Source organism: Streptomyces sp. NBC_01689, from assembly GCF_036250675.1.
In the GTDB taxonomy this organism is placed as follows: Bacteria; Actinomycetota; Actinomycetes; order Streptomycetales; family Streptomycetaceae; genus Streptomyces.
Genome location: NZ_CP109592.1, coordinates 1,809,558 through 1,836,107, shown reverse-complemented (window position 1 = coordinate 1,836,107; position 26,550 = coordinate 1,809,558). Strand labels below are relative to the sequence as shown.

26 protein-coding genes and 1 pseudogene are annotated in these 26,550 nt (G+C 73.2%); 16 read left to right on the top strand and 11 right to left on the bottom strand.

Translation table 11 applies throughout. The annotated features are described in order from the left end of the window. Nucleotides 1–214: 214 nt before the first annotated feature. Nucleotides 215–2,149: an N-acetylmuramoyl-L-alanine amidase gene (locus OG776_RS07865; protein ID WP_329319756.1), complete on the bottom strand. Its 1,935-nt coding sequence runs from the start codon at nucleotides 2,147–2,149 to the stop codon at nucleotides 215–217. A 513-nt stretch (nucleotides 2,150–2,662) separates the two neighbouring features. Here OG776_RS07865 and OG776_RS07860 point away from each other — a divergent pair. Then, nucleotides 2,663–3,019 carry a hypothetical protein gene (locus OG776_RS07860; RefSeq protein ID WP_329319754.1) on the top strand — a complete coding sequence of 119 codons (357 nt, stop codon included), beginning with the start codon at nucleotides 2,663–2,665 and terminating at the stop codon, nucleotides 3,017–3,019. Between the two features lie 753 nt (nucleotides 3,020–3,772). Here OG776_RS07860 and OG776_RS07855 read toward each other — a convergent pair. Continuing rightward, nucleotides 3,773–6,211, bottom strand: coding sequence for a SpoIIE family protein phosphatase (locus OG776_RS07855; RefSeq protein ID WP_329319752.1), 2,439 nt, complete (start codon nucleotides 6,209–6,211; stop codon nucleotides 3,773–3,775). A 308-nt stretch (nucleotides 6,212–6,519) separates the two neighbouring features. Between OG776_RS07855 and OG776_RS07850 the strand changes: the two genes are divergently transcribed. Continuing rightward, the gene (locus OG776_RS07850; protein WP_329319750.1) at nucleotides 6,520–7,269 is read left to right on the top strand and encodes an SDR family oxidoreductase; all 750 of its coding nucleotides are present in this window, start codon (nucleotides 6,520–6,522) and stop codon (nucleotides 7,267–7,269) included. Between the two features lie 75 nt (nucleotides 7,270–7,344). Here the strand turns inward: OG776_RS07850 and OG776_RS07845 are convergent, their stop codons facing one another. Both OG776_RS07845 and OG776_RS07840 read right to left on the bottom strand, forming a co-directional pair. Next, nucleotides 7,345–7,899, bottom strand: coding sequence for a TetR/AcrR family transcriptional regulator (locus tag OG776_RS07845; RefSeq protein ID WP_148012038.1), 555 nt, complete (start codon nucleotides 7,897–7,899; stop codon nucleotides 7,345–7,347). Continuing rightward, nucleotides 7,896–8,258, bottom strand: a complete 363-nt coding sequence (locus OG776_RS07840) for a DUF1304 domain-containing protein (RefSeq protein ID WP_148012037.1) — start codon at nucleotides 8,256–8,258, stop codon at nucleotides 7,896–7,898. Before OG776_RS07840 ends, OG776_RS07845 begins: the two co-directional genes overlap by 4 nt. A 194-nt stretch (nucleotides 8,259–8,452) precedes the next feature. On the opposite strand from OG776_RS07840, the gene OG776_RS07835 reads away from it, so the two are divergent. The 6 genes from OG776_RS07835 to OG776_RS07810 are packed head-to-tail and all read left to right on the top strand — an operon-like array spanning nucleotide 8,453 to nucleotide 13,292. Continuing rightward, nucleotides 8,453–8,914, top strand: coding sequence for a hypothetical protein (locus OG776_RS07835; protein ID WP_329319747.1), 462 nt, complete (start codon nucleotides 8,453–8,455; stop codon nucleotides 8,912–8,914). Nucleotides 8,915–8,971: 57 nt separating this feature from the next. After that, nucleotides 8,972–10,618: an ATP-binding protein gene (locus OG776_RS07830; RefSeq protein ID WP_148012035.1), complete on the top strand. Its 1,647-nt coding sequence runs from the start codon at nucleotides 8,972–8,974 to the stop codon at nucleotides 10,616–10,618. Between the two features lie 5 nt (nucleotides 10,619–10,623). Further along, on the top strand, nucleotides 10,624–11,034 hold the full coding sequence (locus OG776_RS07825; protein ID WP_148011283.1) for a roadblock/LC7 domain-containing protein: 411 nt from the start codon (nucleotides 10,624–10,626) through the stop codon (nucleotides 11,032–11,034). Further along, the gene (locus tag OG776_RS07820) at nucleotides 11,031–11,405 is read left to right on the top strand and encodes a DUF742 domain-containing protein (RefSeq protein ID WP_148011284.1); all 375 of its coding nucleotides are present in this window, start codon (nucleotides 11,031–11,033) and stop codon (nucleotides 11,403–11,405) included. The genes OG776_RS07825 and OG776_RS07820 overlap by 4 nt, the downstream gene beginning before the upstream one ends. Then, nucleotides 11,386–11,988 carry a GTP-binding protein gene (locus OG776_RS07815; RefSeq protein ID WP_148011285.1) on the top strand — a complete coding sequence of 201 codons (603 nt, stop codon included), beginning with the start codon at nucleotides 11,386–11,388 and terminating at the stop codon, nucleotides 11,986–11,988. The genes OG776_RS07820 and OG776_RS07815 overlap by 20 nt, the downstream gene beginning before the upstream one ends. Beyond that, entirely contained in the window at nucleotides 11,985–13,292 is a 1,308-nt protein-coding gene (locus tag OG776_RS07810; RefSeq protein ID WP_329319743.1) for a cytochrome P450, read from the top strand. Before OG776_RS07815 ends, OG776_RS07810 begins: the two co-directional genes overlap by 4 nt. A gap of 418 nt (nucleotides 13,293–13,710) precedes the next feature. Here the strand turns inward: OG776_RS07810 and OG776_RS07805 are convergent, their stop codons facing one another. The 3 genes from OG776_RS07805 to OG776_RS07795 all read right to left on the bottom strand — a co-directional run bounded on the left by OG776_RS07805 (nucleotide 13,711) and on the right by OG776_RS07795 (nucleotide 17,656). Beyond that, nucleotides 13,711–14,184, bottom strand: coding sequence for a terpene synthase family protein (locus OG776_RS07805; protein ID WP_261994705.1), 474 nt, complete (start codon nucleotides 14,182–14,184; stop codon nucleotides 13,711–13,713). A 306-nt stretch (nucleotides 14,185–14,490) separates the two neighbouring features. Continuing rightward, a complete protein-coding gene (locus tag OG776_RS07800; protein WP_329319740.1) occupies nucleotides 14,491–16,119 on the bottom strand; it encodes an amidohydrolase in 1,629 nt (542 codons plus the stop codon). A 43-nt stretch (nucleotides 16,120–16,162) separates the two neighbouring features. Next, a complete protein-coding gene (locus OG776_RS07795; protein ID WP_329319738.1) occupies nucleotides 16,163–17,656 on the bottom strand; it encodes an APC family permease in 1,494 nt (497 codons plus the stop codon). Nucleotides 17,657–17,774: 118 nt separating this feature from the next. On the opposite strand from OG776_RS07795, the gene OG776_RS07790 reads away from it, so the two are divergent. The 3 genes from OG776_RS07790 (at nucleotide 17,775) to OG776_RS07780 (ending at nucleotide 19,531) form a co-directional block, all read left to right on the top strand. Then, nucleotides 17,775–18,578, top strand: a complete 804-nt coding sequence (locus OG776_RS07790; protein WP_148011289.1) for a TetR/AcrR family transcriptional regulator — start codon at nucleotides 17,775–17,777, stop codon at nucleotides 18,576–18,578. Nucleotides 18,579–18,745: 167 nt separating this feature from the next. Beyond that, nucleotides 18,746–19,057, top strand: coding sequence for a hypothetical protein (locus OG776_RS07785; protein ID WP_329319735.1), 312 nt, complete (start codon nucleotides 18,746–18,748; stop codon nucleotides 19,055–19,057). Nucleotides 19,058–19,138: 81 nt separating this feature from the next. After that, on the top strand, nucleotides 19,139–19,531 hold the full coding sequence (locus tag OG776_RS07780; RefSeq protein WP_187285760.1) for a VOC family protein: 393 nt from the start codon (nucleotides 19,139–19,141) through the stop codon (nucleotides 19,529–19,531). A 38-nt stretch (nucleotides 19,532–19,569) separates the two neighbouring features. On the opposite strand, the gene OG776_RS07775 is transcribed toward OG776_RS07780, so the two are convergent. Next, nucleotides 19,570–19,902 (bottom strand): DUF4235 domain-containing protein, encoded by a 333-nt coding sequence (locus OG776_RS07775; protein ID WP_329319733.1) that lies wholly within the window; start codon nucleotides 19,900–19,902, stop codon nucleotides 19,570–19,572. A gap of 262 nt (nucleotides 19,903–20,164) precedes the next feature. Here OG776_RS07775 and OG776_RS07770 point away from each other — a divergent pair. Beyond that, a pseudogene (locus tag OG776_RS07770) lies at nucleotides 20,165–21,079 on the top strand (cation diffusion facilitator family transporter); the annotation flags it as partial. Between the two features lie 254 nt (nucleotides 21,080–21,333). Here OG776_RS07770 and OG776_RS07765 read toward each other — a convergent pair. After that, nucleotides 21,334–21,777: a nitroreductase family deazaflavin-dependent oxidoreductase gene (locus OG776_RS07765; protein ID WP_148011292.1), complete on the bottom strand. Its 444-nt coding sequence runs from the start codon at nucleotides 21,775–21,777 to the stop codon at nucleotides 21,334–21,336. 257 nt (nucleotides 21,778–22,034) lie between these two features. Then, a complete protein-coding gene (locus OG776_RS07760) occupies nucleotides 22,035–22,667 on the bottom strand; it encodes a LysE family transporter (protein ID WP_148011293.1) in 633 nt (210 codons plus the stop codon). A gap of 421 nt (nucleotides 22,668–23,088) precedes the next feature. On the opposite strand from OG776_RS07760, the gene OG776_RS07755 reads away from it, so the two are divergent. Continuing rightward, nucleotides 23,089–24,276, top strand: a complete 1,188-nt coding sequence (locus tag OG776_RS07755; RefSeq protein ID WP_148011294.1) for a cytochrome P450 — start codon at nucleotides 23,089–23,091, stop codon at nucleotides 24,274–24,276. Nucleotides 24,277–24,295: 19 nt separating this feature from the next. Next, nucleotides 24,296–24,547, top strand: a complete 252-nt coding sequence (locus OG776_RS07750) for a ferredoxin (RefSeq protein WP_329326632.1) — start codon at nucleotides 24,296–24,298, stop codon at nucleotides 24,545–24,547. 191 nt (nucleotides 24,548–24,738) lie between these two features. Here OG776_RS07750 and OG776_RS07745 read toward each other — a convergent pair whose 3' ends face one another. Beyond that, nucleotides 24,739–25,326 carry a TetR/AcrR family transcriptional regulator gene (locus OG776_RS07745; RefSeq protein WP_148011295.1) on the bottom strand — a complete coding sequence of 196 codons (588 nt, stop codon included), beginning with the start codon at nucleotides 25,324–25,326 and terminating at the stop codon, nucleotides 24,739–24,741. Between the two features lie 128 nt (nucleotides 25,327–25,454). On the opposite strand from OG776_RS07745, the gene OG776_RS07740 reads away from it, so the two are divergent. Together OG776_RS07740 and OG776_RS07735 are read left to right on the top strand one after the other, a co-directional pair. Beyond that, on the top strand, nucleotides 25,455–25,913 hold the full coding sequence (locus OG776_RS07740) for a nuclear transport factor 2 family protein (RefSeq protein ID WP_148011296.1): 459 nt from the start codon (nucleotides 25,455–25,457) through the stop codon (nucleotides 25,911–25,913). Between the two features lie 65 nt (nucleotides 25,914–25,978). Beyond that, nucleotides 25,979–26,527: a flavoprotein gene (locus OG776_RS07735; RefSeq protein WP_148011297.1), complete on the top strand. Its 549-nt coding sequence runs from the start codon at nucleotides 25,979–25,981 to the stop codon at nucleotides 26,525–26,527. The last annotated feature ends 23 nt before the right edge of the window (nucleotides 26,528–26,550 follow it).

The window sequence follows — 26,550 nt, the reverse complement described above, 5'->3', positions numbered from 1 at the left end:
CCGTCGCACGGGTCACCAGTACGCGTCCGGGGCGACGGCGGTCCTTTCAACTTCTCCTCGGAGACGATGAGTTGGGCGAGCGGTGCCGCCTGGTGTCCGCCGACGGGACGGACACGCGAAGGGTCCGGCCCTGGCGGGGCGGCGGCTGTGGGGTGAGGGGTCTGGCCCGGTGGTGTGCCACCGGGCCAGACCCCTCACTGTGCCGACCGGGTTGTCAGTTGCCGCCGTCTTCCCAGTGGTGGGTCGCGGTGGTCGCGGTGACGTCGTCGGCGTAGAGGAGCGCCACGCGGTGGTTGTACTGGACGGTGTACATCTTCTTGGCGCCGATGACGACCGCTCCGGAGGTGAAGTAGTCGTCGGTGGCCGCGGGGGCCTGGGTGGCCACGTAGGCCTGGCCCGCGGGGACGGTGTACATGCTCAGGGGTGCCTGGGTGGAGGCGCCGAGGCCGGTGGGGTACTCGGACTTGTCCGGGTAGCTGGAACCGTAGACGGCCACGGGGCTGGTGCCGGACGGCTTGATGATCTTGACGCCGTAGGCGGTGCGGGTGTTCTCGCCGTCGGGGTTGTGGAACCAGACCTTGGCGCCGCTGTACCAGATCGCGGTCCAGTCGTCCTGGACGTCGGCGACGACGAACTGCTGTCCGGACTGTGCGGTGCTGCCCCAGTCGTTGATCCGGTCGGTGCCCGTGCCGGTCGGGTGGATGGCCTGGTCGGCGAAGAGCGGCGCGGTGGCGTCGGGCGCGGTCCGCAGGTAGACGAAGTTGGACGCCTGCTCCTTGTCGGTGCAGGCGGGGGTGGCGCCGGTGGGGTCGTCGGCGGGGCAGACGTTGACGGTCTGCACGTTGTCGGCGAAGGGCGGGTCGATGGTGACGACGGAGCCGATGGACGGGGTGGCGTGCGGACCGCCGAGGGGGCGGCCGAGCAGGCGCATGAAGTGGTCCCAGTCCCAGCCGTTGCCCGGGTCCCAGTGCATGCCCGAGACCAGGGAGGAATTCGGTCCGGCAACGTTGTCGTGACCGATGATGTGCTGGCGGTCCAGGGGTATCCCGAACCGGCCGGCGAGGTATTTGACCAGGTCGGCGGTGGCCTCGTACTGGGCCTCGGTGTACCAGGTCGCGCCCTGTGCGGCGTATCCCTCGTGCTCGATACCGATGGAGTGCAGGTTGGAGGAGTAGTTCCCGGCCTGGAACGCGATGTCCTTGGTGGGGACCATCTGGGTCACCGCGCCGTCGGAGGAGCGCATCACGTAGTGCGTGGAGGCGGCGTTCTTCGGGTCGGCGAGGGTGTTGATGCCGGCCTGGTAGGTGGACTCCAGGTCGTGGATGACGATGGTGTCGATGCGGATGCCGTTGGCGGGCCGGTTGGAGACCTGGCCGCCGGCCGCGGAACCCGGCACGAACGAACAGTCCACGGAGGCGGGGCACTCGATGTCGGCGGCGGTGGCGGCCGCGGCCTTCAGATGCAGCCGGTCGACCTGGGCGGTCGCGGGCCGCACCGAGGGAGCGGCGGCCAGCCGGACCCGCCCGCCGTCGTCCGTCCCGCCGGTCGCACCGGCACGGATCGTGGCGAAGACACGGTCGGCGAACCGGACGGCGGCCTGCTTCTGGGTGGACTGGCTGTAGCGGGCGACGGCTCCGTACCACTGGGCGGCGTCGGCCGGCGTGCCGCCGGTCAACTCCTTCTGGTACGAGGCGAGCAGAGCGGCTCCACCGCGGATGTTCGCGGCCGGGTCGCTGCGCAGCGTCTCGGGGGACAGGCCGGTGAGTTCGGCGGCCGCCTGCAGGGTGTGCAGGGCCGGGTTCGCGGCGAGGGTGGCGAGGTCGCTGCGTCCGGCGGCGCCGGCGTCGTTGCCGGCCATCATGGCGGGGGTGACGTCGGTGAGATGCATGGGGCCGAAGCCACCGTCGGTGCTGGGCAGTTCACCGTGCGACTGCCAGCCCGACTCCTGGTAGGCGAGGCCGAGCAGGATGTCGAGGGGGATGTGGTACCGCGCGGCGGCTGCACTGAAGTCCTGCTGCCGGGAGGCGTCCGGCCCGTTCCGGGCGGTGTCGGCCAGCGCGGTGAAGGGCAGGGTGGCCAGGCCTCCCGCGGTCAGGGCGCTGACCGCGAGCGCGGCCGAGAGCCGCAGCCGTTTCTTCCTCTTGTGCAAGATGCTGATCCTTACGGAAATGTCGCGTGAATGGCCGTCAACTGGCCCATGACCAGGCGGCCGAGCAGGGTGACCGGTGTCGGCGACCCGAAGTGCCAACGAGTGTATGACCGGTTGAGTGGATCAGTTGTGACGTCGGTGGCTGCTCGATCCGGAGGTTCAGGACGTGCCGGGGAGGCCGCCGGTTCCCTCCGGGCGGCGGGAGTGCCGGCACGGTGTCCTGGACGGCCCGGAGTCGCCGGGGGTTCCGGGGCACACGTGCGCCGTGCGTACCGGTCCATGGCCCCCTCGTCCGTCCGGCCGCCCTCGCCGCGCCCGGTCGTCGATGTGACGGCTGTCACAAACCGGCGTGCCGTCCAGTCATTCAGGTAGACGGAGAAAATCAGTCAGGCCGGTGCGAGACCGCAGCCTGGACCGAACGCCGTGGCACCCGAGGTGCCGCGAGAGCCCCAGGACGGGAGGCGAGACGTCATGTTGCTCGAGGCCGACACATGCATCTGTCGGGGTGTGTACGTGACCGATTTTTCCGCATCGCGGAATCCGTGGGGCGTCGACGACTCCCTCGCGCACGCGGAGTTCCCCTCCGACGGCCTGGCCACCGAGGAGTGGCCGCCGCCCCCTCCCCAGGAGATGTGGCTGGTGGGTCTGGAGACGCGCGACACGGACCGGCCGCCCGTGTGGCGGTACTACGTCGTGGATCACGCCCACAGCTCCTGTCAGGCGTCCCTGGCGGCACTCCGGCGTGCCGACAGCGCCCCGGAGCGGGCCGCTTGGGGGGAGGCCGACGGCGTCGACCGGGTCGAGAGCGTGGAAGTCCAGCGGATACTGCGGGACGTGCTGGGGAACGTCACCCTCGCACCGCGGTCCTGACAGCGACGGCTTCCTCGCCGGGAGTCCCCCGCGAGGAGGCGCCGCCCGCGGCGGACTCCGGCAGCCCGCCCGGGGGCCCGAGTTCGGCGGCCCGCGACCGTGCGACGTCCCGATGGCCCGATCCGTGGTATCGATGTCCTTCCCGCTCCGGGCGCGTCCTGGGTGCCGCCCGGCATGATGAACCTGAGAGGGACCGGGTGACCGCGGCGGAGCGGGACCGAGCGGCTGTCCCTTGAGGACGGCCACCGCGGCCTACTTGGCCGACGGGGTGGATACGGCGGATACGGCCGGCGCGGTGGCTGCCGCCTGTGCGGGGGGTGCGCCGAGAGGGCGAGTACGGCCGGTGCGGCGGGCGACGGTAGGTACCGTCGCCCGCCGCACCGGCGCGCTTCGGGGAGTCGGGGTGGCCGGTCCCACTCCGCCGGAGCCGGGCCGCCCGCGGTCACCGCCACGCGGACGGGTCTCGCACCGCCACGCGGACGGTCCCGCCCACCGCCGGGCGGATGGTCCCGCACGTCCCACGTTCGACGCGCGGGGGAGGGGCGGGTGACCGGCCCGGCGGAGCGGGGTGTGCGCGGACCGGACGGTGTGCGGTCGTCGCACTCGCCCGCCGCGCAAGGGCGGAGGCCCGCGGTCACCGCCGACGGAGCCGGCCGTTGCGCGGTACCGAACGGGTGCGGGACGGCCCGCGGGTCACGAGGGGTCCGCGGTCGTGGACGCGGCTCGTGAGGGGTCCGCGGTCGTGGACGCGGGTCACGAAGGGTCTGCGGTCCTGGAGGGCACCGGGCGGCCGGACGGGGCCGCGGGACCCGGGAAGGCCGCCCGTCCATCGCGGCTCGGGACCGTCGCCGCCGTGGTGCGGAAGCGGTCCCGGTAGGTGCCGGGGCTCACCCCGAGCCGGCCGCGGAAGGCCCGCCGCATGGTCTCCTCCGTACCGAATCCGCTGCGTCGCGCGACGGTCCCGAGCGGTTCGTCCCCGCCTTCGAGAAGCGCTTGTGCCGCCTCCAGGCGGACGCGCTTCACGTACTCGCCGGCCGTGGTGCCGACCTCCGTACGGAACAGCCGCGTCAGGTGCCGTGAGCTCAGGGCGGCCCGGTCGGCCAGTGCCTGCAGGCTGTGGTCCCCCCGCGGGTCGGCGGCCACGCGGTCCAGGACGGCGCGCAACGGCGAGTTCTCGGGCCGTGGGGACTGCTGGCGCACGCTGAACTGGGACTGTCCGCCGGGGCGGGCCATGAAGACCACCAGGTACTTGGCCACCGCGCGGGCGACCTCCGGGCCCAGATCGGATTCGACGAGCGACAGCGCCAGATCGATGCCCGCGGTGACCCCGGCCGAGGTGACGAACCTGCCGTCCCTGACGAAGATCGCCTCGGCATCCACCCGGACGCGGGGACGGCGGGCGGCGAGATCCGCGGCGAGCTTCCAGTGGGTGGCGGCCCGGCGCCCGTCCAGGAGACCGGTCTCGGCCAGCGGGAACGTTCCGGCGCAGACGGCCGCGACCGTCGCGGTGGGGGACTCTTCGGCGAGCCGCGCGATCCCCTCGATCAGCGGAGGGTCGGCGACCGCCTCCCACCACCGGGGGCCGCCGGGGACCACGAGGGTGTCGACGCCCGGACCGACGTCGCCGAGCGCCGCGTCCGGCACGAGCCGGAGTCCGGAGGTGGTGCGCACCGGCCGCCCGTCCGGGGACGCGGTGGTCAGGCGGTAGTCGCCGCCGGACTCGTTGGCCGCGGCGTACACGTCCAGAGGTCCGGTGACGTCGAGCGCCTGCACGCCGTCGAACATCAGCATGAGGACGTGATGAGGTCCGGCGTTCCGGTCGCCCGCCGTGGAGCGGACCCGGGACGGGCCGGGGGGCACGGTGTGTTCCTTCCCCGTGCGCCGCTGTTCCGGTCCCGCAGGCGCAGGCGCAGGCGCAGGCGCGGGTGCGGGCACGGTCCGCGGCGAGCGCGGAGCGGCGCTGCCGTGGTGATCCGTAGGGTCCTGGGCCGACGGCCCGGCCGTTCCGGCTCCGGGCACCCGGGGCGGCGCGGGATCGGTGGTGCGCTGCAGGGCGATCATGGCGGCGTCGTCCCCGAGGGGGCCGCTGATGTGCCGGGAGAGGTCGTCCTGGACGTACCGGAGGAGTGGGCCGGGGCCGGTGCCCGTCCAGGAGGCGACGCGGTCCTTCAGGGGGTAGAAGGCGCCGGCCTCGTCGCGGGCCTCGGTGATGCCGTCGGTGTAGAGCATCAGCACGTCCTCGGCGGTGAAGGGGAAGGTGTCCTGGTGGTGGTCGCGGGCGGAGACGCTGCCCAGGCCCAGGGGCGGGCTGCACCGGCGGGGCTTGAGGTGGACGGTCCGGCCTCCGCCCGACAGCAGGGGCGCGGGATGGCCGCAGCTGACCGTGTGGACCACGCGGTGGTCGTCGGGGATCTCCAGCAGCAGAGCGGTGACGAAGCGTTCACCGGCCTCGTGATCGGTCTCGACGGCCTCGTCCAGATGACTGCGGATGCTGGCCTCCAGATGAGCGGCGACCTCGGGGAGGCTGGGGTGGCAGCGGGCCGCCTCCCGGAACGCGCCGAGCGCGGCCGCGACCTCGTGGATCCCCTGCAGGCCCTTGCCGCGGACGTCACCGATGAGGACCCGGGTGGCACCGGGGACGCGGACGGCCCCGTACAGATCGCTGCCGACCGTGGCGTGCGCGTCGGACGCCTGATAGGTCGCGGCGACGCGCAGCGGTCCGAGCCGGTCGGGAAGAGGGCGCAGGACGACCCCCTGCGCGATCTCCGAGACGGCGCGCAAGGTGCTCACCTCCGTGCGGTGACGCCGGCGCAGGCCGCAGAAGGCGGTGACGACCGCGGGGACGAGCAGCATGGTGACGGAATGCGAGGCGGTGGCGGACAGGAGCCGGGAACAACTCAGGTCGAGGCCGATCCTGGCCGCGCCCGAGACGAGGACGACTCCTCCGGTGAGCGTGGGGCCCGCGAACGTGGCCGCCACCGCAGAGACGGCCGCGAGCAGGGTCGCCCAGCCCATGGCGGGAACGAACGCCCCGTCGAGGGCGATGGCGCTCACCAGGGCCAGGAGGGCGACGGCCGGCAGCAGACGCGACCACGGGGAGCCGCCGCGGACGCCGGTCCGGTCGGCGGCGGCGGGGCCGTCGTTCCACCAGGGGGTCACGGCGGGGTCGGGGAGGGTGGGAGAGGTGATCACGCACTGTTCCTAACGGGGTCGGGGACCACTGCCCGGCCGGTCGAACGCGGCGGACGGTCGACGGGCCTGTTCTGTGGAGGCGCGCTTCGAGCGGGGCCACAGTCGCGGGCTTTCCCTGTATGACCGCCGATGTGGCCGATATGTGACATCGGAGAGTTCTGTCATGGTTCGCGGCCGGGGGTTCGGGCCGCGGTGGCCGTCCGCTCGGCGGCCGTCGGGTGACGCCCCCGGCCGGGAGTCCCGATGTCACACTTTCCGGGTCTCCGCCGTCATGTACCCGTACAGCGTCTAGTGGGACAGGAGCAGTCATGAAGATCGCGGTGGCCGGCGGTACGGGAACCGCCGGGCGGCTGGTCGTGGAGGTGCTGCGGAGTCGCGGGCACGCGCCGGTGGTGTTGTCCCGCCGGCAGGGTGTCGACCTGCTGAGCGGGTCCGGACTGGATGCGGCGCTGGCCGGCGCCGAGGCGGTCGTCGACGTCAGCAACGTGACGACGATGCGCAGATCCGTCGCGGTGGACTTCTTCGACCGGGCGGGCCGGCAGCTCCTCGGCGCGGCGGAGCGGGCAGGCGTGGGCCATCTCGTGACGCTGTCGATCGTGGGGATCGACAGGGTCAAGAATCCGTACTACGCGGGGAAACTCCGGCAGGAGGAGATCGTCCGCGGCGGCCCGGTGCCGTGGACCGTGCTGCGGGCCACGCAGTTCCACGAATTCGCGGAGCAAATGCTGGACACCCTGCCCGGGCCGATCGCGACGGTTCCCATGGGGCGGGTCCAGCCCGTCGCCGTCCGGGAGGTGGCCGAAGCCCTCGCCGACCTCGTCGTCGCGGCGCCGCAGGGCATGGCACCCGAGATCGCCGGTCCGCGGGTGGAGTCGCTGGTCGACATGGCCCGGCGCCGGATCGCCGCGGGAGGCGTACGACGGCGCCCGGTCCTGCCCCTGTACCTCCCCGGCGGGATGAACAGCGGCGGCCTGCTGCCGACCGGCCCGGGACTCCGGGGCACCCAGACCTTCACCGACTGGCTCGTCGAGCAGCGGGCCGCGGGTACGCACGCCTGAGGGCGGCCGGACCGGCCGCCGCCGCGCGGAGGTGCGGGCGAGGCCGGGCCGCGGGGCGGGCCGGCTCGTGCGGTGTCACCGGCTCATGTGGAGGGACACCAGCAACTGCCAGACCTGGTGGGCGACTTCCTCCGGAGTGCCGTCCAGCAGGCCGTGCAGCCAGTCCGCGAGCACGCCCGCGAAGGTCGCCGCGACCGCGGACGCGACGAGGGCGGCGTCCGGGGCGCCCACGAGAGTCCGCTCGGCCAGGCTGCGCGCGCGCAGGTCCCGGTGCAGGACGTGCCCGAGCGGGCCGCCCCCGCCGGGGCTCAGCAGCGCCCGGTAGAGACCGGCGTGCGGGGCGAGGCCGGTGAAGAACGCGAGGAGCGCGGGCGGCGCCGACACGGGGTCGGGCCGGCCGCGCCACGCGTGCAGCGCGTCCACGGCCTCGCGTACGACATCCGCGCAGGCGTCGACCGCGAGCGCCTCCAGATCGGCGTAGTGCACATAGAACGTGGCCCGGCCCACCCCGGCGCGCCGCACCAGCGCGGCGACGCCGACCTCCTCCAGCGGGCGTTCCGCGCACTCCGCGAGCAGCGCCTGCCGCAGCCGCTCCCGGGTGCGGGCCGCCCGAGGGTCCTCCGCGGTCACCGGGCGGCGAGGACGGCGGCCAGCGCGAGCGCGCCGGGCAGTGCCTGCGCGAAGAGGATGCGCCGGTTCGCGGTGACGGCTCCGTACACCCCGGCGATCACGACGCACACCAGGAAGAAGACCCGTACCCGGAAGCCCGTCGGGTCGTCGGCGATCAGCCCCCACACCAGACCCGCGGCGAGAAAGCCGTTGTAGAGCCCCTGGTTGGCGGCCATCGGCGCGGTCGCCCGGGCCATCTCCGGATCGAAGCCGTGCAGCCCCCGCCCCGGCTTCCTCTCCCAGAGGAACATCTCCATCACCAGGATGTACACGTGCAGGGCGGCCACCAGGCCCACCAGCACGTCCGCGACCGTCTCCATCGTCGGCGAGCTCCTTCGTATCACCAGAAATCATGGACAGGTGTCCACTATAGCTGGACACCTGTCTTGAAAATCTCCAGCTGGCGGCCACCTACCGCCGGCACGGCCACGATCGGGACGCCCGTACGGTCCTGCTCGCCCAGCAACGCAGGCTGCGCGGCACACTGCCGTGGACGGGACGGGTGTGGAGCGGCTTGCAGGACCTCACCGTGGGCTATGGATACCGGCCGATGCGCGCCGTGTGGTGGCTGTGCGTCATCATGCTCAGCGGCGTCCTGCTCTTCACCCGCCGGCCGTCGCGGCCGGTCGACCCGGGCAAGCCGCCCCACTTCCAGGCGGCCATCTACGCCTTCGACCTGGTGCTGCCCCTCGTCGACTTCGGACAGGAGCAGGCGTTCAGTCCACGGGGCGGTCTCCAGTGGGCGGCCGTGGTCCTCGTCTGCCTGGGCTGGCTGCTCGCCACGACGGCCGCCGCGGGCGCCGACCGCGTCCTCCGCAGGACCTGGCTCCCGCCCGGACACGGCCGCCGGAGGATGATCGAATACGCTCCCGTCCGCGGCGCTCGGTTGATCCTTTTGATCCAGGACCCGATAAGCTCCCCTGGAACAAGGCGAGTTGAGACGGACACACTCGATCGTCCGGTGCCGCGCGGGTGACGCGTACGGCGCCCGCACACCCCCTGTGTCCGAGCGTGCTGGTCGTGAAGGATGCAGATGGAACAGGCCACTTCGCCCCCGGCGGCGCGGTTACCCGTCGCCTGGTACAGCTGGTGGCTGATGCCGGTCGCGCTCGGGGCCGGCACCGCCGCCACCGCGGTCGCCGGACCCGACCCGGTCCGGATCCCCGCGGCCCTCGCGGGTACCGCGGCGACCGCGGCCGGTGCGATCTGCGTGCGGCTCCTGCTGAGCACCCGGTCCCGACTGCTGCGCGCCACCCAGGAGATGCGTGGCGCGCGCGCCGAGCAGACCCGTACATTCGAGGCGCGCCTCGCCGAGCAGGCCCGGGCCCACGACGCGCGGATCGCCGAGCAGGCCGCGGCCCACGAGACCGGGATCGCCGCGCGGACCCAGGCCTGGCAGGAACAGCTCGCCGTACAGGTGGCGGTCGTCGGCAGGCTCGGTGACACGTATCTCCCCGGCGCCCTCGAACGCCTGCGGGACGGCGAGGCGATCGACGACATCCTGCCGGACGTGGCCCGTGAGACGGACGCGAGCCCCGAACTCCGCGCCGGACTGCGGAAGATCCTGCGCACCGCGCTGATCGGTGTCGAGGCGGAGTTCGACCGCTCCACCTCGGCCGAGCAGGCCGTGATCAGCATCGGCAGCCGTATGCAGGTGCTGACCAGCAAACTGCGCGGCCGACTCCACGAGATGCAGGGCGAGCACGGCCGGCTGCCCGCGGTGGCCCGGGGACTGATGGAGCTGGACCAGGAGATCGGCCCCGCCGACCGGCTCGCCGCCAGCATCGGTGTCCTCGGCGGCTCGGACCGGCCCGGCCGTCAGTGGCAGGAACCGCAGCGACTGCTCAGCGTGGTCCGCGGAGGTATCGGCCGGATCAAGGACTTCGAGCGCGTACGGGTCCGCCGGCTGCCCGAACTCGGCGTCGACGGCACGCTGGTGGACCACCTGACGCTGATCTTCGCCCACCTCCTCGACAACGCGGCACGCTATTCACCCCCCACCGAAGCGGTGCTCGTCTCCGGTCGCGAGGTGCCCAACGGAGTCGGCGTCGAGATCCAGGACGCGGGCAAGGGACTGAGCGAGGAGAAGAAGCAGGAGGCCGCGCGCGTCCTCGCGGGCGAAGCGCCCGGCCCGGGGCTCGGCGGCATCGCGGAGGACGCCAACCTCGGCCTGCGCGTGGTGGGGACGCTGGCGCGCCGCTACGGCATCCGGGTCACCTTCGCCGACTCGCCCTGGCTCGGCACCTCGGTGGTGGTCGTCGTGCCGCACAAGTACTTCAGCCCGCTGCCCGCCACGGTCACCGACCCGGTCCCCGGCCCCGGGTCCGAGGCGGCCCCGGGAGCAACGGACCCGAAGGGCGCCGAAGAGCCGGACACCACCCCCGGCGGACTCCCGCGCCGGCGCGGTGGCCGGACCGGAACCGCGCCGGCCCGCTCCGGCAGCGGAGCACCCTCCGCCACCGGTGCCTCGGCGGGGCCGCGCGCGGAAGACACGAGCCGCGCCGCGGCGTCCCGCCCCGGAGCCGCGTCCGGTACCGAGGAGTCCATGGCCGCCGTACCCCCCGCCGCGTCCTTCGCCGGTCTCGCCGCCTTCGCCACGGCCGGACGGGAGAGCGGGCCGGCGCACGGCACGGCCGCGGGACACGAGTCCGACGAGCACCGCACTGAAGAGAGCGACTAGTTCACATGACGCATCAAGGAACCGACGTGAGCTGGGCGCTCCGGGACCTGACGGAGAGCATCAAGGAGATCCGCTTCGCCCTCGTCGCCTCCAGCGACGGCAAGGCCATCACCTCCTACGGTGCCGACGACCCCGACGACGTCGACCGGTTCGCCGCCGTCGTCGCGGGTCTGCAGGCGCTGGCCCAGCCGGTGGCCGAGCAGTTCCCCCGCTCTGCCGGAGGGCTGCGGCTGGCGATGATCGAGGTCGACGGCGGCCACCTGTTCGTGGTGCGGGCGGGGGTGGAGACCTACCTCGGCGTGCTGGCCAAGGAGGGCCTCGACCAGGGTCTCCTCGGTCACCAGATGCGGGATCTGGCCCGCAGGATGGGTGAACTCCTGGGCACCGAGCCGCGTTCGGAGGAGCACTCTGGATGAGCGCCGCCCGCCGGCCCACGGACCCGTCCGGCCTCGAGCGGTACTACGTCCTCACCGGCGGCCGCAGTGGCCCGGGCGGCGGTCCGGCGGCGGGCCTGGACGTCGCGACCCTCGTCGTCTCCCGCGCCGTCCCCGAACCGGGCATGCAGCGTGAGCACGAGGAGATCCTCCGGCGCTGCCGCGAGCCGCTCTCGGTGGCCGAACTCGGCGCCCATCTCGAACTGCCCTTCAACATCGTCGCGGTGCTCCTGGCCGATCTGCTGGAAGCGGGCCGTGTCGAGGCCCGTCATCCCCTGCCGGTGCCGGACACCGGTCGCGGGCCCGGCCGCGCGCTCCTCGAGGAGGTACTCCGTGGACTCCACAGGCTTTGACCGTCCCGACCGGCCGGACGGCGGCCCCCGCTCGGTGAAGGTGATGATCGCCGGTGGCTTCGGCACCGGCAAGACCACCCTGGTGGGCTCGGTCAGCGACATCAGACCGCTCACCACCGAGGAGACGCTGACGGAGGCCGGCGCCGACGCGGACGACCTGATCGGGGTGGCGGGCAAGACGCGCACCACCGTCAGCATGGACTTCGGCAAGATCTCCCTCAACGAGCGACTGGTGCTGTACCTGTTCGGGACGCCGGGCCAGGAGCGGTTCTGGTTCCTGTGGAACGGCCTCTTCAAGGGCGCGCTCGGCGCCGTCGTCCTGGTGGACACACGGCGGCTGGCCTCCAGCTTCCGGGCGATCGAGGAGATGGAACGCCAGGACGTGCCCTTCGTCATCGCCCTGAACGTCTTCCCGGACTCGCCACGCCATCCGGTCGAGGAGGTCCGCGACGCCCTCGACCTGCCTCCGGACACCCCGATCGTCTCCTGCGACGCCCGGGACCGGTCCTCCAGCCGGGACGTCCTCATCGCCCTCGTGCGCCACCTGCAGGGACGCTCCGCCGCGGCCCGGGAGGTGCGATGACCGAGGGACCGCCCCGCCGTCCCGAGGACACCCGAGGCTGCCCGGTCGCGCACGGCGCCCGCCGCGACGGCGCGCCCGGCCGCGCCGAGAACGGTGCGCCCGGGGGTCTCACCCGGCTCTACGGGCCAGGGGCGGCGACCGATCCACAGGGGATCCACGAACGGCTGCGCGAGGAGTACGGGGCGGTGGCCCCGGTCCTCCTGGAGGGCGACGTGCCCGCCTGGCTGGTCCTCGGCTACCGGGAGAACCGACGCGTCCTCGACAACGCCCACCAGTTCAGCCGGGACGCCCGCCTCTGGCGGGACCGGACGGAGGGCCGGGTCGACGACATGTCCCCGCTGATCCCGATGCTGGGCTGGCGGCCCGACTGCGTGTCGCAGGACGGCGCGCCGCACCGCAGACTGCGCGGCGCGGTCACCGACAGTCTGCGGACCGTCGAGGGACGCGGCATCCGGCGCCATGCCGCGCACTTCGCGCACCGGCAGATCGACGCCTTCGCGGGCACGGGCAGCGCCGATCTGGTGGCGGAGTTCGCCGAGTACCTGCCGATGCTCGTGCTGACCCGGCTGTTCGGACTCCCGGCGGCCGAGGGGCGCAGCCTCGCCGTGTCCTGTTCCCGGGTCATCAGGGGCGGCGAGGACGGCCTCACCCACAATGCCCTGATCATGCGTGTCCTCGCGGACCTCGCGGAGCGCAAACGGGCCGAGCCTGCCGCCGACTTCACCAGCGGACTGATCGACCACGAGGCGGACCTCGACGAGGACGAGATCCTCAGCCATCTGCGCCTGGTGCTCATCACCGCGCACACCACCACCAGCAACCTGCTGGCCCGCGTGCTCCAGCTGGTCCTGACCGACACCTCCCGCCTCGCCGGGCTGGTCGGCGGGGAGCTGGACGTCGCCGCCGTCGTCGAGGAGGTGCTGTGGAACACCCCGCCGCTGGCCGTCCTGCCGGGTCGCTTCGCCGCCGTGGACCTCGAACTCGCCGGACGGAGCGTCAAGAGGGGCGACCTGCTGGTGCTCGGGCTCGGCGCCGGCAACCTGGACCCGGAGATCCGGCCCGACGCCGGGGTCTCCGTGCGCGGCAACCGGTCCCATCTCGCGTTCAGCGGCGGACCGCACGAATGCCCGGGCCAGGGCATCGGCCAGGCCATCATCGGGACGGCCGTCGACGTGCTGCTGCACCGGCTGCCCGGTCTGCGGCTGGCGGTACCGGCCGCGGAGCTCACCTCGACGGCCTCCACCTGGGAGGCCCGACTGGACCGGCTCCCGGTCGAGTTCACGGCGCGGACCGCGGAGGAGTGACGGCCCGCCCGTCCGCCGTCCGGGCCGCCGGCCCCGGACGGAAGGGCGGGCCACGGAGGCGATCCGCCGGGCACCGGCGCGGACCGCACGGCCCGGCGCGAGCGTGCCGGGCGGCCACCGCTGACGGCCTCGGGCCGGGGGCGTCATACCACGAGCAGGTCGTCCAGTGATCCCCTGCCGGCCAGTTCGGCCGCCGCGGCCGGACCGTCCTTCGCCGCGGCGTACCGCCCGGAGGCCAGCGCCCACTCCTGGTTCCCGCTGATCCAGTGCCGGATGGCCTCACCCCCATCCGAACCCGGACCCGCTGCTCGGCGTCGAGGCCGAGCTCGGCGCACATCCCCGGGACGCGCGCCTCCAGTTCCAGGTACGCGTCGAGGATCTCCCTGGTCATCCGGTACGCCTCCGCCGAGGCCTCCTCTCAGGTACCGCCGCGCTCCCGGTGCAGCACGGCGATCAGGTTGTGGCCGTCGCCCCGACGCCGCTCACGCTCGAAGGAGTGGATGTCGTTCATGAACCCGATGGTGTCCGCGGCCAGATCCCGCATGACGAGGAACCGCCCCCAGGAGGCGGCGAAACGGGTCCGCCAGGTCAGGGACGTGCCCTGCGCGAGCCGGGCCCAGACCTCGGCCCAGGCCAGGGTGAGGGGGCAGACCACCCGGGGCGCGGTGGCCGCCGGACGCAGCGGGGTGGCGATCATCTCCCGGGCGACCTCCGCTATCCGGTCCGCGCGGTCCGGACTCGCCGTGTCGAACTGGTCGTCGAAGAGGAAGGCCAGGGAGAACCAGTTCATCAGGACGACCAGGTCGTCGGCCGGGGCGTGCGGGTAGGTCCGGGCCGCCGCCTGGGGGAGGTCCCAGGACCGGTACTCCTCGAACCCGGCCCGGGAGCGCACGAGGCCGCGCTCCCGGACCCAGCGCAGATGGTGCTCCCGGGCGGACGGACTCCAGATGCGGACTGACCGGAGTGGTGAAGGGGAGGTCGAACCTGACGTCCTGCGGCATCGGCGGCGCCCTTTCCGGAGACGTTGCACAGGCCCCCGCCCCTGCGGACGGGCGATCGCCATCGACGCCCGCCGGTCCGGGCTGCGCCTGATGACACCGGAGTTGGCGATGCAGTGCGCTTCGGATCGCCCAGATCCTGAACGATCTTCCATGGGCCCCCGGCACCGCCCCGGGCCGCCGTCCGTCCGCCGTCGTCCTCACGCGTCCGGTGCCTCGTGGACGCGTTCACCTCCCACATAGGTGAGCGCGACCCCCGTCGCGCCGATCTCTCCGGGCGGCCCGGCGTACGGATCGCGGTCCAGCACCACGAGATCGGCCAGCGACCCGGCCCGTACGGTCCCGGTGTCGTCGAGATGGTTGGCGTACGCGGATCCCGCGGTGTACGCCGTGAACGCGGCCGTCAGCCCCAGGCGTTCGGCCGGAAGGAACACCGGTCCGGTCCCGCCCGGGGTGACACGGTTGACCGCGACATGGATGCCCTGGAGCGGGTCGGGGCTGCTCACCGGCCAGTCGCTGCCCGCCGCGAGTCGCGCCCCGGACCGCAGCAGCGAGCCGAACGGATACTGCCGGCCGGCCCGTTCGGAGCCGAGGAAGGGAATGGTCAGCTCGTCCATCTGCGGTTCGTGGGCGGCCCACAGCGGCTGGATGTTGGCCGTGGCCCCGAGCCGCGCGAAGCGGGGGACGTCGTCGGGGTGCACGACCTGGAGGTGGGCGAGGTGCGGACGCGTGTCGCTCGGTCCGTTCGCCTTCCGTGCCGCCTCGACCGCGTCCAGCGCGTCCCGTACCGCCCGGTCGCCCAGCGCGTGGAAGTGGCACTGGAAGCCGAGGGCGTCCAACTTGGTCACGTACGACGGGAGTCGGGCCGGATCGATGAAGCTCGTGCCCCGGTTCGCGGTGGCGCAGCCGCAGGTGTCGAGGTAGGGGTCCAGCAGCGCCGCAGTGCCGTTCTCGGCGACTCCGTCCAGCATCAGTTTCACGCTGGTGGCACGGAACCGGCCGTGGCTCGACGCGGCCCGGCGCGCCACGAGTTCGGGGATCTGCTCGGCCCCGCGTTCGCGGTTCCACCACAGCGCCCCGACGACCCGCGCGGTCAGTGATCCCTCCCGGGCCGCCGTCACGTACGCGTCCGAGGGGTCCTCCATCCCCAGGAAGGCACCGACCAGCGCGTCCTGCCAGGCGGTGATGCCGAGGGCGTGCAGATGCCGCTGGGCGTACAGCAGGGCGGCGAGGCGGTCCGCCGGGGTGGCCGGGGGAGCGAGCCGGCCGACGTACCGCATGGCCCCTTCCTGGAGCATCCCGGTGGGCTCGCCCGTGGCGTCCCGCTCGAAGCGTCCGTCGGCCGGGTCCGGGGTCGCGCGGGTGACACCCGCCAGCTCCAGGGCACGGCTGTTGGCCCAGGCGCCGTGGTGGTCCCGGTTCGGCAGGTACACCGGGCGGTCGGGCACGACCGCGTCCAGCGCCTCCTTCGTCGGCGTACCGCCCTCGAACGCCTCCATGGACCAGCCACCGCCCGTGATCCACTCCCGGTCGGGATGGGCGTCGGCGTAGGCCCGGACGGCCCGCACGGTCTCCTCGGCGGTCCGCGCTCCCGTCAGGTCGCACTGGGTCAGTTCCAGTCCCGCCGGGACCGGGTGGAGGTGCGCGTCCTGGAAGCCGGGCAGCAGCAGCCGTCCGGCGAGGTCGACGACCTCGGTCCGGGGGCCGGTCAGCTCGCGCGCCGGGGCTCCGACGGCGGTGATCCGGTCGCCGGTGACGGCGACCGAGGTGACGGTGGGGCCCTCGGGGGTGAGGACCGGTCCACCGGTGAACAGGAGGTCAGCGTGCATGGTTCCGTTCCCGGTTCTGGTGTCGGCGGTGCGGGGGAGGGGGTCAGCGGGGCGCTGTCAGCAGCCTGGGCGCGTCGGCGTCGGTGCCGCGGCCGGTGCGGAAGTAGGGGGATCTGCGCACCCACTTGGCCCAGGCGGCGGCCACGCACCCGGAGGCGATCATGAGGGCGGGGACGAGCAGCAGGAACCACCCGTTGTCCGCGCTGACTTCGAGATGGTCGGTGGAGGTGTAGAACGACCAGGCGAGGTAGCCGCCGAGGCCGAGCAGGGCGGCGGCGCTCAGGGAGGGGAGCACCACGGCCCGTATCCCCTGGCGCCGGTCCTCGCGCAACAGGCCGCGGAAGCGCGCGGCGGCCGCCAGAGCGGTGAGCGCGTAGGACAGGGCGACGACGATCCCGACCGCGTTCACCGTGGCCATGATCATGTCGGCGAGCCGGGGGATGACCAGGGCGAGCGCCGCCACCGCCGCCGCCAGCGCGCCGATCAGCAGGGTCCCGGCCGCCGGAGTCTCGTACCGGGAGCTGACCTTCGACCACACCGGACCCAGCGTGCGGTCCCGGCTCATCGCGAACATCCCGCGCGCGGTGGGGATCACCCCCGACTGCAGCGAGGCGACGGCCGAGAACATCAACGCCACCAGGGGCAGCGCGGCGAGCGGCCGGGAAGCCAGACGGTCGCCGAAGTACGCGAGCCCCTGGGCGCCGTGGCCGACCAACTCGTCCTCGGAGAGCACGCGTTGGAAGGCGACCGAACCGAGGAGGAACAGGACGAGCATGGTGACCAGCGTGATGATCCCGGCCCTGGAGGCGTCCTTGGGGTCGCGCACCTCCTCGTTCACCGTGAACGCCGCCTCGAACCCCCAGTAGCAGAACACCGACAGCAGCATGCCCTGCGCCACGGCCGTGGCCGAGGGGATCTGGAACGGGTCGAACCAGCTCAGCCGGAACGCGTGCGGACCGGTGACGATGCCGTATCCGCAGAAGCCCAGCAGGACGACGTACTCGAAGACCAGCAGCCCGCTCTGCAACCGGGCCGCGGTCCTCACCCCGGTGACCGCGGTGAGGGTGACCGCGACGAGGACGACGACGCCCACCGCGGTCGTCTGGGCGGTGGAACCAGGGTCCAGCGCGAGACCGGCCACCTCGTGCAGCCCCGCCTCGCCCGCGAGTTGGAGCAGGGCCGAACCGGTCACGGCGGTGGTGTAGGCGAGAAAGGCCACGGTGGCCACGATGTTGACCCAGCCGACCAGGAAACCGAGCCAGGGAGTCAGTGAACGGCCCACCCACACATAGCCGTTGCCCGCGTTCGGCTCCACCCGGTTCAGCCGGGTGTAGGCACCCGCGATCCCCAGGACCGGGAGGAAGGCCAGCAGCATGATGGCGGGCAGATGCAGGCCGACCACCCCCGCCGTCACGCCCAGCCCGATACCGATGCTGGTGGTCGCCGCCGTACTGGAAGCGGCGATCGCGACGCCGTCCACGACACCGAGGGACTTGCGCAGGGACGGGGGATCCACACCGTACGGCTTCTGCGTCATGGCCTGCTCCGATCGCACCCGGGGCCTGGTTCCGGCCCGATGACCGGAAATGAAACTGCTCGGGCCCTTAACAGGTCAACGCCGTTGACATAAGGTGCCCGCACCGGAGGGAGAGCCCATGGCCGAACGAGTCGTCCCACCCGCCGCCCGGCGGCGCAGACGTCCCACCAAGACGGGTGTCGTCCTCTCCGAGGAGCTGATCGTCGAGACGGCGCTGCGGCTGCTCAGGGAGCACGGTGCCGACGCCCTCACCGTCCGCCGTCTCGGCCTCGCCCTCGGCGCCGATCCCACGGCCCTGTACCGGTACTTCCGCGACACCGACGACCTGCTGCTCGCCATCGCCGACGAGCTCATCGGCCGGACGCTGCGGACCTGGCGCCCCACCGGGGACTGGCGGGCCGACCTGCGCGACCTCGGCCTGCGGATGCACTCCGGATCACTCGCCCATCCCCAGGCCGCGGTGCTCAGCGCGTACCGCGTCACGGGCCGGGTCCACGAGATCGCGGCGGTCGAGACGATCCTCGGAGTGCTGCGCGGCGCCGGTTTCCCCGACCCCGAGGCCGTACGGATCTACCACGCCTTCGTCGACCAGGCGCTGGCCTTCGCGGCCCTCGACGCCGCGAGCGTGGCCCTTCCCCCGGCCGCCCGGGAGGCCGAGGCCGGCGTGTGGCGGGCCACGTACGCGCGCCTGTCCCCCGACACGCACCCGCACATCGCGGCGACGGCGCGCCACCTCGTGGCGGACATGCGCCGCAGCGCCTACCCGGCGGCGCTCGACCTGCTGCTGGACGCGGCGGCGGCCCGGCTGGCGGAGGCCGGGCCGCCGCCGGTGCTCCGGCGGGCGCAGACGCGGCCGGCGGGCCCCGCCTGTCACACCGGCGGGCTCCAGGCCGTCGTACCACCGGACCCGTCCGCACCGTGACCCAGGAGGCCGACCGCGCATGACCGAGCCCGCCCGCACCGTGAAGCAGCGCACGCAGGACACCCTCAGGAGGCTGGAACAGGACGTCGACGTCTGGTGTCCACCGCGGCCCCGACGGGACGCCACCCCACCTGATCCCGCTGTCCTGTCTCTGGGACGGCACGACCGTGCCGCTGGCCACGCCCGGCGTCGGTCCGACGGGCCGCAACCTGCGCGCCACCGGCACGGTACGGCTCGACTTCGGGCCGACCCGTGACGTGATGATGGTCGAGGGCACCGTCGAGACCCTCGACTCCGCCGCGCTGCCCGCCGGAGTCGGCGACGCCTTGGCCGCCCGGACGGGCTTCGACCCACGCGCCCTCACCACCGTGTATCTCTACTTCCGGGTCACTCCGCGGCGGGCGCAGGCGTGGCGCGAGGCCGACGAGCTCGTCGGCCGGGACCTCATGCGGGACGGCGAGTGGCTCGTGGACGACTGATTCCGTGGGACGGGGTATCCGGGAGGCGCGGGGCAGCGACGGCCGGGCCGGCCGCGCCCCCGATCCCCTAACGGAGGAAGCATGGCACTGGTCATGGCAGGCGTGGTGGTGCTGGACTGCGCCGAGCCCGAGAAGCTCGCCGCGTTCTACCGGGAACTCCTCGACGGAGAGGAGACGGACACGAGCGCCAACCGCATCGACATCAGGGGCGCGGACGGGACGCGGATGGGTTTCCGCAGGGACCTCACGGCGACGCCGCCGAGCTGGCCGCGCCCCGAGAACTCCCTCCAGGCCCACCTGGACTTCCAGGTGACGGACCTCGACGAGGCGGAACGCCGGATCGTCGGTCTCGGCGGCCGTCCCATCGAGACCAAGGACGCGGCGGGACCCTTCGAGGAGCGGGGCTACGCCGACCCGGCGGGGCACTCGTTCACCCTCTGCCGTACGCCCGCCATGGCGCCGAAGCTGGGCTGAACCCGCCGTCGCCCCCCCCGCCCCGCCCCGCCCCGCCGTCAGGCCTTGCCGCCCCGGGCGCCCCCGCTCCTTTTCCCCTTCTTGTCCGGGGACGGCCAGACCCCTGTCGAGCGTTCGACGGCCTTCGCGCCGGTGCGGTCCGCCGCGCTGCGGGCGACGGCGAACAGCGCGCCCTGGAGGGCCGCGGCGAGCAGCACCTCACCCCAGCCGCGGTCCTTGTCCAGCGCGTCGGGCGCGTCCTCCTCGTGACGGACCGCCTTCCAGGCCGCCTCGAAGGCCAGCCCGGCCAGGGCACCGCTCGCCCAGCCCAGCGCGAACCCCAGCGGCTTGTAGGCGAGGGGGAGTTTGAGTTTCTTCCGCTTCTTGGGCATGCGGGTCTCCTTCCGTGGTCCGGGCCGACGGTGCCACCGAATCCCGCCGCCCGGTAGAGGGCAGGACCGTCCTCCGAAGTGTGAGGAGCCCGGCCCTGGGCAACCGGACGGGGTGAATCGGACATCGCAGGACCGGTCGGACCGGTCGAAGCCGTCGGCGGCACCCGCGGAACGGACGGAACGGAAGGAACCGAAGGAACCGAGGGAACCGGCGCGGTCGGAACCGTCACCGAAGCCGAAGGAGCAGGACCACGGGACGCGCCTGACCGTCCTCGTGGCCCTCGGGGCCAACCTCCTGATCGCCGTGGCCAAGGCCGTCGGCGGACTGTTCACGGGCTCTCCCGCGCTGCTCTCCGAGGCGGCGCACTCCGTGGCCGACAGCCTGAACGAGGTCTTCCTGCTCGCCGCCCTGCGCCGCAGCCGCCGGCCCGCCGACAGCCGGCACCCGTTCGGCTACGGAAAGGAGCGGTTCTTCTGGTCGCTGCTCGCGGCGGTCGGCATCTTCGTGATGGGCGGCTGCTTCTCGTTCTTCCAGGGCTTCGAGGCGCTGCGGAACGGCGGCGAGGAGTCGTCCGGCGGCTATGTGGCGGGGCTGGCCGTCCTGGTCGTCTCCCTGCTCGCCGAGGGAGCGTCCCTGTTCCGCGCGGTGCACCAGGTGCGCGGACAGGGCGGCGCCGGAGGGCTGCGCGACCCCGCCCTGCGCACGGTGGTCGCCGAGGACGGCACCGCGGTGCTGGGCGTGACGCTCGCGATCGTCGGCATGGCGCTGCACATGATCACCGGGCAGATCGTGTGGGAGGCCTCGGCGTCCTTCGCCATCGGGGCGCTCCTGGTGGGTGTCGCCTACTGGCTGGGCCGCGACGCGCGGGAACAGCTCATCGGCCGGGCCGCCGACCCCGAGTCGAGCGGCCGGATACGGGCCCTGCTGCAGGCGCAGCCCGAGATCGACAGCGTGGAGTCACTGCTCACCATGGAGATCGGCCTGGACTCGACCCTGGTCGCCGCCCGCATCGACCTCGTACCGGGGCTCGACAGCGAGGAGGTCGAGGAGGTCGCCGTCCGCATCAAACGTTCCGTCGCGCACATGGTCCCCGAGGCGGACCAGATCTTCCTGGACGTGACCGACGCGGCTGCGGCCCGGGCTCCCTCCCGCGAGGACGGGGCACGCGAAGACGGGGCGCGTGCGGACGGGGCACGCGGGGACGGGGCGCGTGCGGAAGGGGCACGTGCGGACGGCGCGAGTACGGAGGCGGCGGGTACGGAGGCGGCGCACCGGGCCGGGACAGCGGAGGGCCCCGCCGCGACGGGGGAGCGCGGCGGGGCCTGAGGAGCGGGTGCCCGGCGGGCTGTGGCGCACGCACGGGCCGCCCCCGGGGATCGGGGGCGGCCCGGCACCCTCCGAGGGCTTCGGCGCGGACCCGGCCTGGCAGGTCAGTCCGTCGGCTCCAGCACGAAGACGGGGATCTCGCGGTCCGTCTTCTCCTGGTAGTCGGCGTACGAGGGGTACGCCGCGACCGCGCGCTCCCACCATTCGGCCTTCTCCGCGCCGGTGACCTCACGCGCCCGCAGGTCCTGGCGCCGGGCGCCGTCCTGCAGTTCGACGTGCGGATCGGACTTCACGTTGTAGTACCAGACCGGATGCTTGGGGGCTCCACCGAGCGAGGCGACGGCCGCGTACCGGCCGTCGTGCTCGACGCGCATCAGCGGGGTCTTGCGGATCTTCCCGCTCTTGGCACCGCGGGTCGTGAGAATGATGACCGGCAGTCCCGTGTCCTGCAGCGTGGTGCCCTCCGTACCGCCGGAGCCCTCGTACAACTCCACCTGGTCGCGCACCCACTTCGTCGGGCTGGGTTCGTACTCACCCTCAAGAGGCATGACTTGCGTCCCATCTCGCGTCGTACTGGTCCTGTCTCGGCATGATTCAACACCAGCACGGACGCGATTCATCCGCATCATGACGCCCGGCATCGATCTCCGGCCCGCGACCCCGTGCCGTGACCGGGAAGCCTCCGCGCACGATCGGCGCGCGCCCGCCCGAACGGATCGCCGAGCTCTACGCCGAACGGAGCGACGCGTCGAGCACGAACACGTCGGCCGCCGCGGGGACGCCGCCGCCGCGGCGGCGCGCGCGGTCACGGCGGGGCGACGAGCATCCGCAGGGCGAGCACCATGATCACGGCACTGGACAGGAGCGTGGTGGCCAGACGCCCCCGGTGGCCCGTCAGGACCCGGCCCAGCAGCGCGCCACCCCCGGCGAGCAGCAGTTGCCAGCTCGCCGACGCGACGAACGCCGCGAGCACGAACACCCCCTGCTCCAGCGGCCGTACCGCCTCGGCGGAGCGGCTGCCCAGGACCAGCGCGGCGAAGTAGACGATGGTGGTGGGGTTCAGGAGGGTGATCCCCAGCAGCGTCACATAGGCCCGCGCCGGATGAGCCGGATCCTTCGTGGAGCGGGCGGTGAGGCTCCGCTCGCGGTACTGGCGCAGCCCGGTGACGGTACCCCGTACCGCCAGGACGACCAGGACCAGCCCGGACACCCAGCGCAACGGTGCAAGCACCGGCTGGAGCGTGGCGGCGAGCGCGGCACCCCCGAGCGCGGCGACCAGGGCGTACACCCCGTCCGCGGTGGCGATGCCGAGGGCGGCGGAGCCGCCGATCCGCAGTGACGTGCGAGCGGTGAGGGACACTAGATACGTCGCGACCGCACCGACGGGGATGGCGATGCCATAGCCCGCGAGCAGCCCCGCGACGAGCGCGGCGGTCACGATCGGGGAAGCGAGAGCCTCCGTGGCCGGCCGGGCTGCTGCTGGACCCGCACCGGACGAGTGGCGGCGGAGGTCGGCGGCAGGAAGGCTTCGAACATGGACATGCGCAGATCCTCGGGCCTCCGCGGTGACCCGTGCAACCGGATTTCGGGGGTCGCCGCACCTGTCGAGAGGAACGATGCCGAGCCACGCGGGACGGGTGCCGCCGGGGGCGGGGCGGGCGGTTCGAGCCATGGACACTCCCGCGGGCCGGTCCGCAGGCCCGTGAGCGCACGGCCGGCGTCCGGCCGGGCGACGGCGTTCGGCCAGACCGCCCGACCGGAGCATCTGGCCGGACTTCGAGTGGCTCTGTAGATGCCTGGGGCATCTAATGAGGAGCGGCAAGATCGGCAAGAGGGAACCATCGCATGCGAGGTCACTCATGACAGAACCCGTTGCCTTCCCCCAGGACCGCACGTGTCCTTACCACCCGCCCACCGCCTACGCCCCCCTGCGCGAGGCGCGTCCGCTGTCGCGGGTCTCCCTGTACGACGGCCGCAGCGTGTGGGTCGTCACCGGTCACGGCACCGCCCGTGACCTTCTCACCGATCCACGGCTGTCGTCCGACCGCACCCGCCCGGCGTTCCCGATGCCCACGGAGCGGTTCGCCTCCGCCCGGGACCGCCGGGTGGCACTCCTCGGGCTCGACGACCCCGCGCACCACACCCAGCGCCGCATGCTGGTCCCCAGCTTCACGCTCAGGCGGATCGGATCCCTGCGCCCGCGCATCCAGGAGACCGTGGACCGGCTGCTCGACGCCATGGAGGAGAAGGGGGCGCCCGCCGAACTGGTCGGCGACTTCGCGCTGCCGGTGCCGTCGATGGTGATCTGCGCGCTGCTCGGTGTCCCGTACGCCGATCACGAGTTCTTCGAGGAGCAGTCCCGCAGGCTCCTGCGCGGCCCCACCGCCGCCGACACCCAGGACGCCCGCGACCGGCTGGACGCGTACTTCGGGACGCTCATCGACCGCAAGCAGAAGGAACCGGGCGACGGGCTCCTCGACGAGCTCATCCAGGACCGGCTGCGCGAGGGCGAGGTGGACCGCGAGGAGCTGATCAGCCTGGCGACGATCCTGCTGGTGGCCGGTCACGAGACGACCGCGAACATGATCTCGCTCGGTACGTTCACCCTGCTCCGGCACCCGGAACAGCTGGCGGAGCTGCGGGCGGAGCCGACGCTGATGCCGGCCGCCGTCGAGGAGCTGCTGCGCTTCCTCTCCATCGCCGACGGGCTGCTGAGGGTGGCGATCGAGGACATCGAGGTGGCCGGGGCGACGATCCGCGCGGACGACGGCGTCGTCTTCTCGACCTCCGTCATCAACCGTGACGATCACACCTTCGCCGAGCCGGACGCCCTGGACTGGCACCGTCCGGCCCGCCACCACGTCGCGTTCGGCTTCGGCATCCACCAGTGCCTCGGCCAGAACCTCGCGCGGGCCGAGATGGAGATCGCCCTGCTGTCGCTGTTCGACCGGTTCCCCGGGCTGCGCCTGGACGCGCCGGCGGACGACATTCCCTTCAAACCCGGAGACACGATCCAGGGGATGCTGGAACTCCCCGTGACCTGGTAAGAGGCTTACCGGCATGACCATCCGTATCGCCATCGACAAGGACGTCTGCATCGGCGCGGGACAGTGCGCGCTGACGGCACCGAACGTCTTCACCCAGGACGACGAGGGGTTCAGCCAGCTGCTCCCCGGCCGCGAGGACGGCGGCGGCGACCCACTGGTCCGGGAGGCCGCGAGGTCCTGCCCGGTGGGCGCCATCACCGTCTCCGAGAACGCGGGCCCGCAAGGAGGTGAGGACACTCCCACGGACCTGAGGACACTTCCCCGGACCTGACCCGTCCACGGACCGGGAACACTCCACCGAGGTCAGTCCACCGAGATCACTTCCCGCACCCGAGGACGTCCCGTCCGGGTCCCTCCTCCGCGGCATCCCGCCGCCCCGGCCGCCGTGGCGTCCGGGGCGGGCCGCCCGACGCCCCGCCGGCCGTCACCGACCGTCGGCGGGGCGTCCGGCCGACCGGACGGCTACCCGGCGTGCCGGGCCGACGAGACGAGTGTCGAGACCGCGGTCGCGGCGTGCTCGGCGGCCACCGTCCCGCGGGTGACGCCCGCGGTGACCATGGCTCCCTCGGCGAGCAGGTACACCTGGTCGGCGACGGCGTCCGGCAGCCCCGCGTCGTGCACGAGTCCGCCCAGAAAGTCCCTGAACGCCTTCTTGTGCGCCCGGACCTGTGCGCCCACCCGGGGTGAGGTGGCTCCGAGTTCGCCGTAGGCGTTGATCCAGGCGCACCCGCGGAAGTCCGGCTCCCCGAACCACAGCCGCAGCCAGTCGAAGACGGCCAGGATGCGCCGCTCGGGCTCCCCGTACCGGTCGACGTGCTCGGACAGCCGGCGCCGCCAGCGCACGTCACGCCGCTCCAGATAGGCCTCGACCAGCAGTTCCTTCGAGGGGAAGAGCTGGTAGAGCCGCTTCAGGGAGACGCCCGAGGCGCCCCGGACGTCGTCCATCCCCACGGCTTGGACGCCGCGGGCGTAGAACAGCTGCTCGGCGGCGTCCAGCGCCTGTTCGCGGGCCTGCGCGAGGGCCTGCTCGCGAGGGCTGGTGATGTCCATGAACAAGGGCTCCTTGACGCGAGAACGGACGTTCTCTACGTTAGCAGCCGACCCAGAGAACGCTCGTTCTCCACTTCGCCGCACCGGGCACCCGGAGCCGCACCGCGCGCCCGGAAAGGAAGCCGCTCATGTCCGCACGACCGCCCCTGCCGCCCTTCACCCGCGAGACCGCCCTCCAGAAGGTCCGGGCCGCGGAGGACGCCTGGAACACCCGCGACCCCCACCGGGTCTCCCTCGCCTACTCCGAGGACTCCGTCTGGCGCAACCGGGACACCTTCGTCACCGGCCGCGCCGCGATCGTCGAACTGCTCACCGCGAAGTGGGCGCGCGAGCGGGAGTACGCCCTCCGCAAGGACCTCTGGTCCTTCGACGGCAACCGCATCGCCGTCCGCTTCCAGTACGAGTCCCGCGACGCCGACGGCCGGTGGTGGAGGTCGTACGGCAACGAACTCTGGGAGTTCGACGAGCGCGGGCTGATGACCCGCCGCGAAGCGAGCATCGACGACGTGCCGATCGAGGAGCGGGACCGCCGGCTCTTCGGCCCGCGCTCCGAGGCCGAGCGGGAAGCCGCCCTCCCGCTGCGATAGGGGCTCCGGCCCCGCGCGGGAGACGCGAGCACCGGCGCCCACGGGAGAGCCCTTAGGGTTCCCGGGTGACCGGACACAACGACACGCCCTCCGCCGAACGGCCCTTCCTCTACGTCGTGGTCTGCGCCGCGGGCGTGGCACGGGACGTCGGTACGCTGATCGCCGCCGCGCGGGCGAGCGGCTGGGAGGTCGGCGTCATCGCCACCCCGCAGGCGCTCGGGTTCTTCGACACGGCGGACGTCGAGGCGCGGACCGGCCGTCCGGTCCGGTCCGCCTGGCGGGCCCCGGGCGACCCGCGCCCGTTCCCGGCCCCCGACGCGGTGGCCGTCGCCCCGGCCACCTTCAACACCGTGAACAAGTGGGCGGCCGGCATAGCGGACACCCTCGCCCTGGGCACCCTGTGCGAGGTGTACGGCCTCGGCGTCCCGACCGCCGTACTGCCCTGTGTGAGCGACGCGTTGGCGGCCCACCCCGCCTACCGGGCGAGCCTCGACCGGCTGCGCGGGATGGGCGTCCGCTTCGGGGAGCGGTACTCGGGGGAGCCGGTTGTGGACGGACGCCGTGCCGCGTTCCGCTGGGAGGAAGCGCTGGACCTGCTCACCGCCCGCGCCTGACGGCGGGCGGGGCGAGCGGTGGG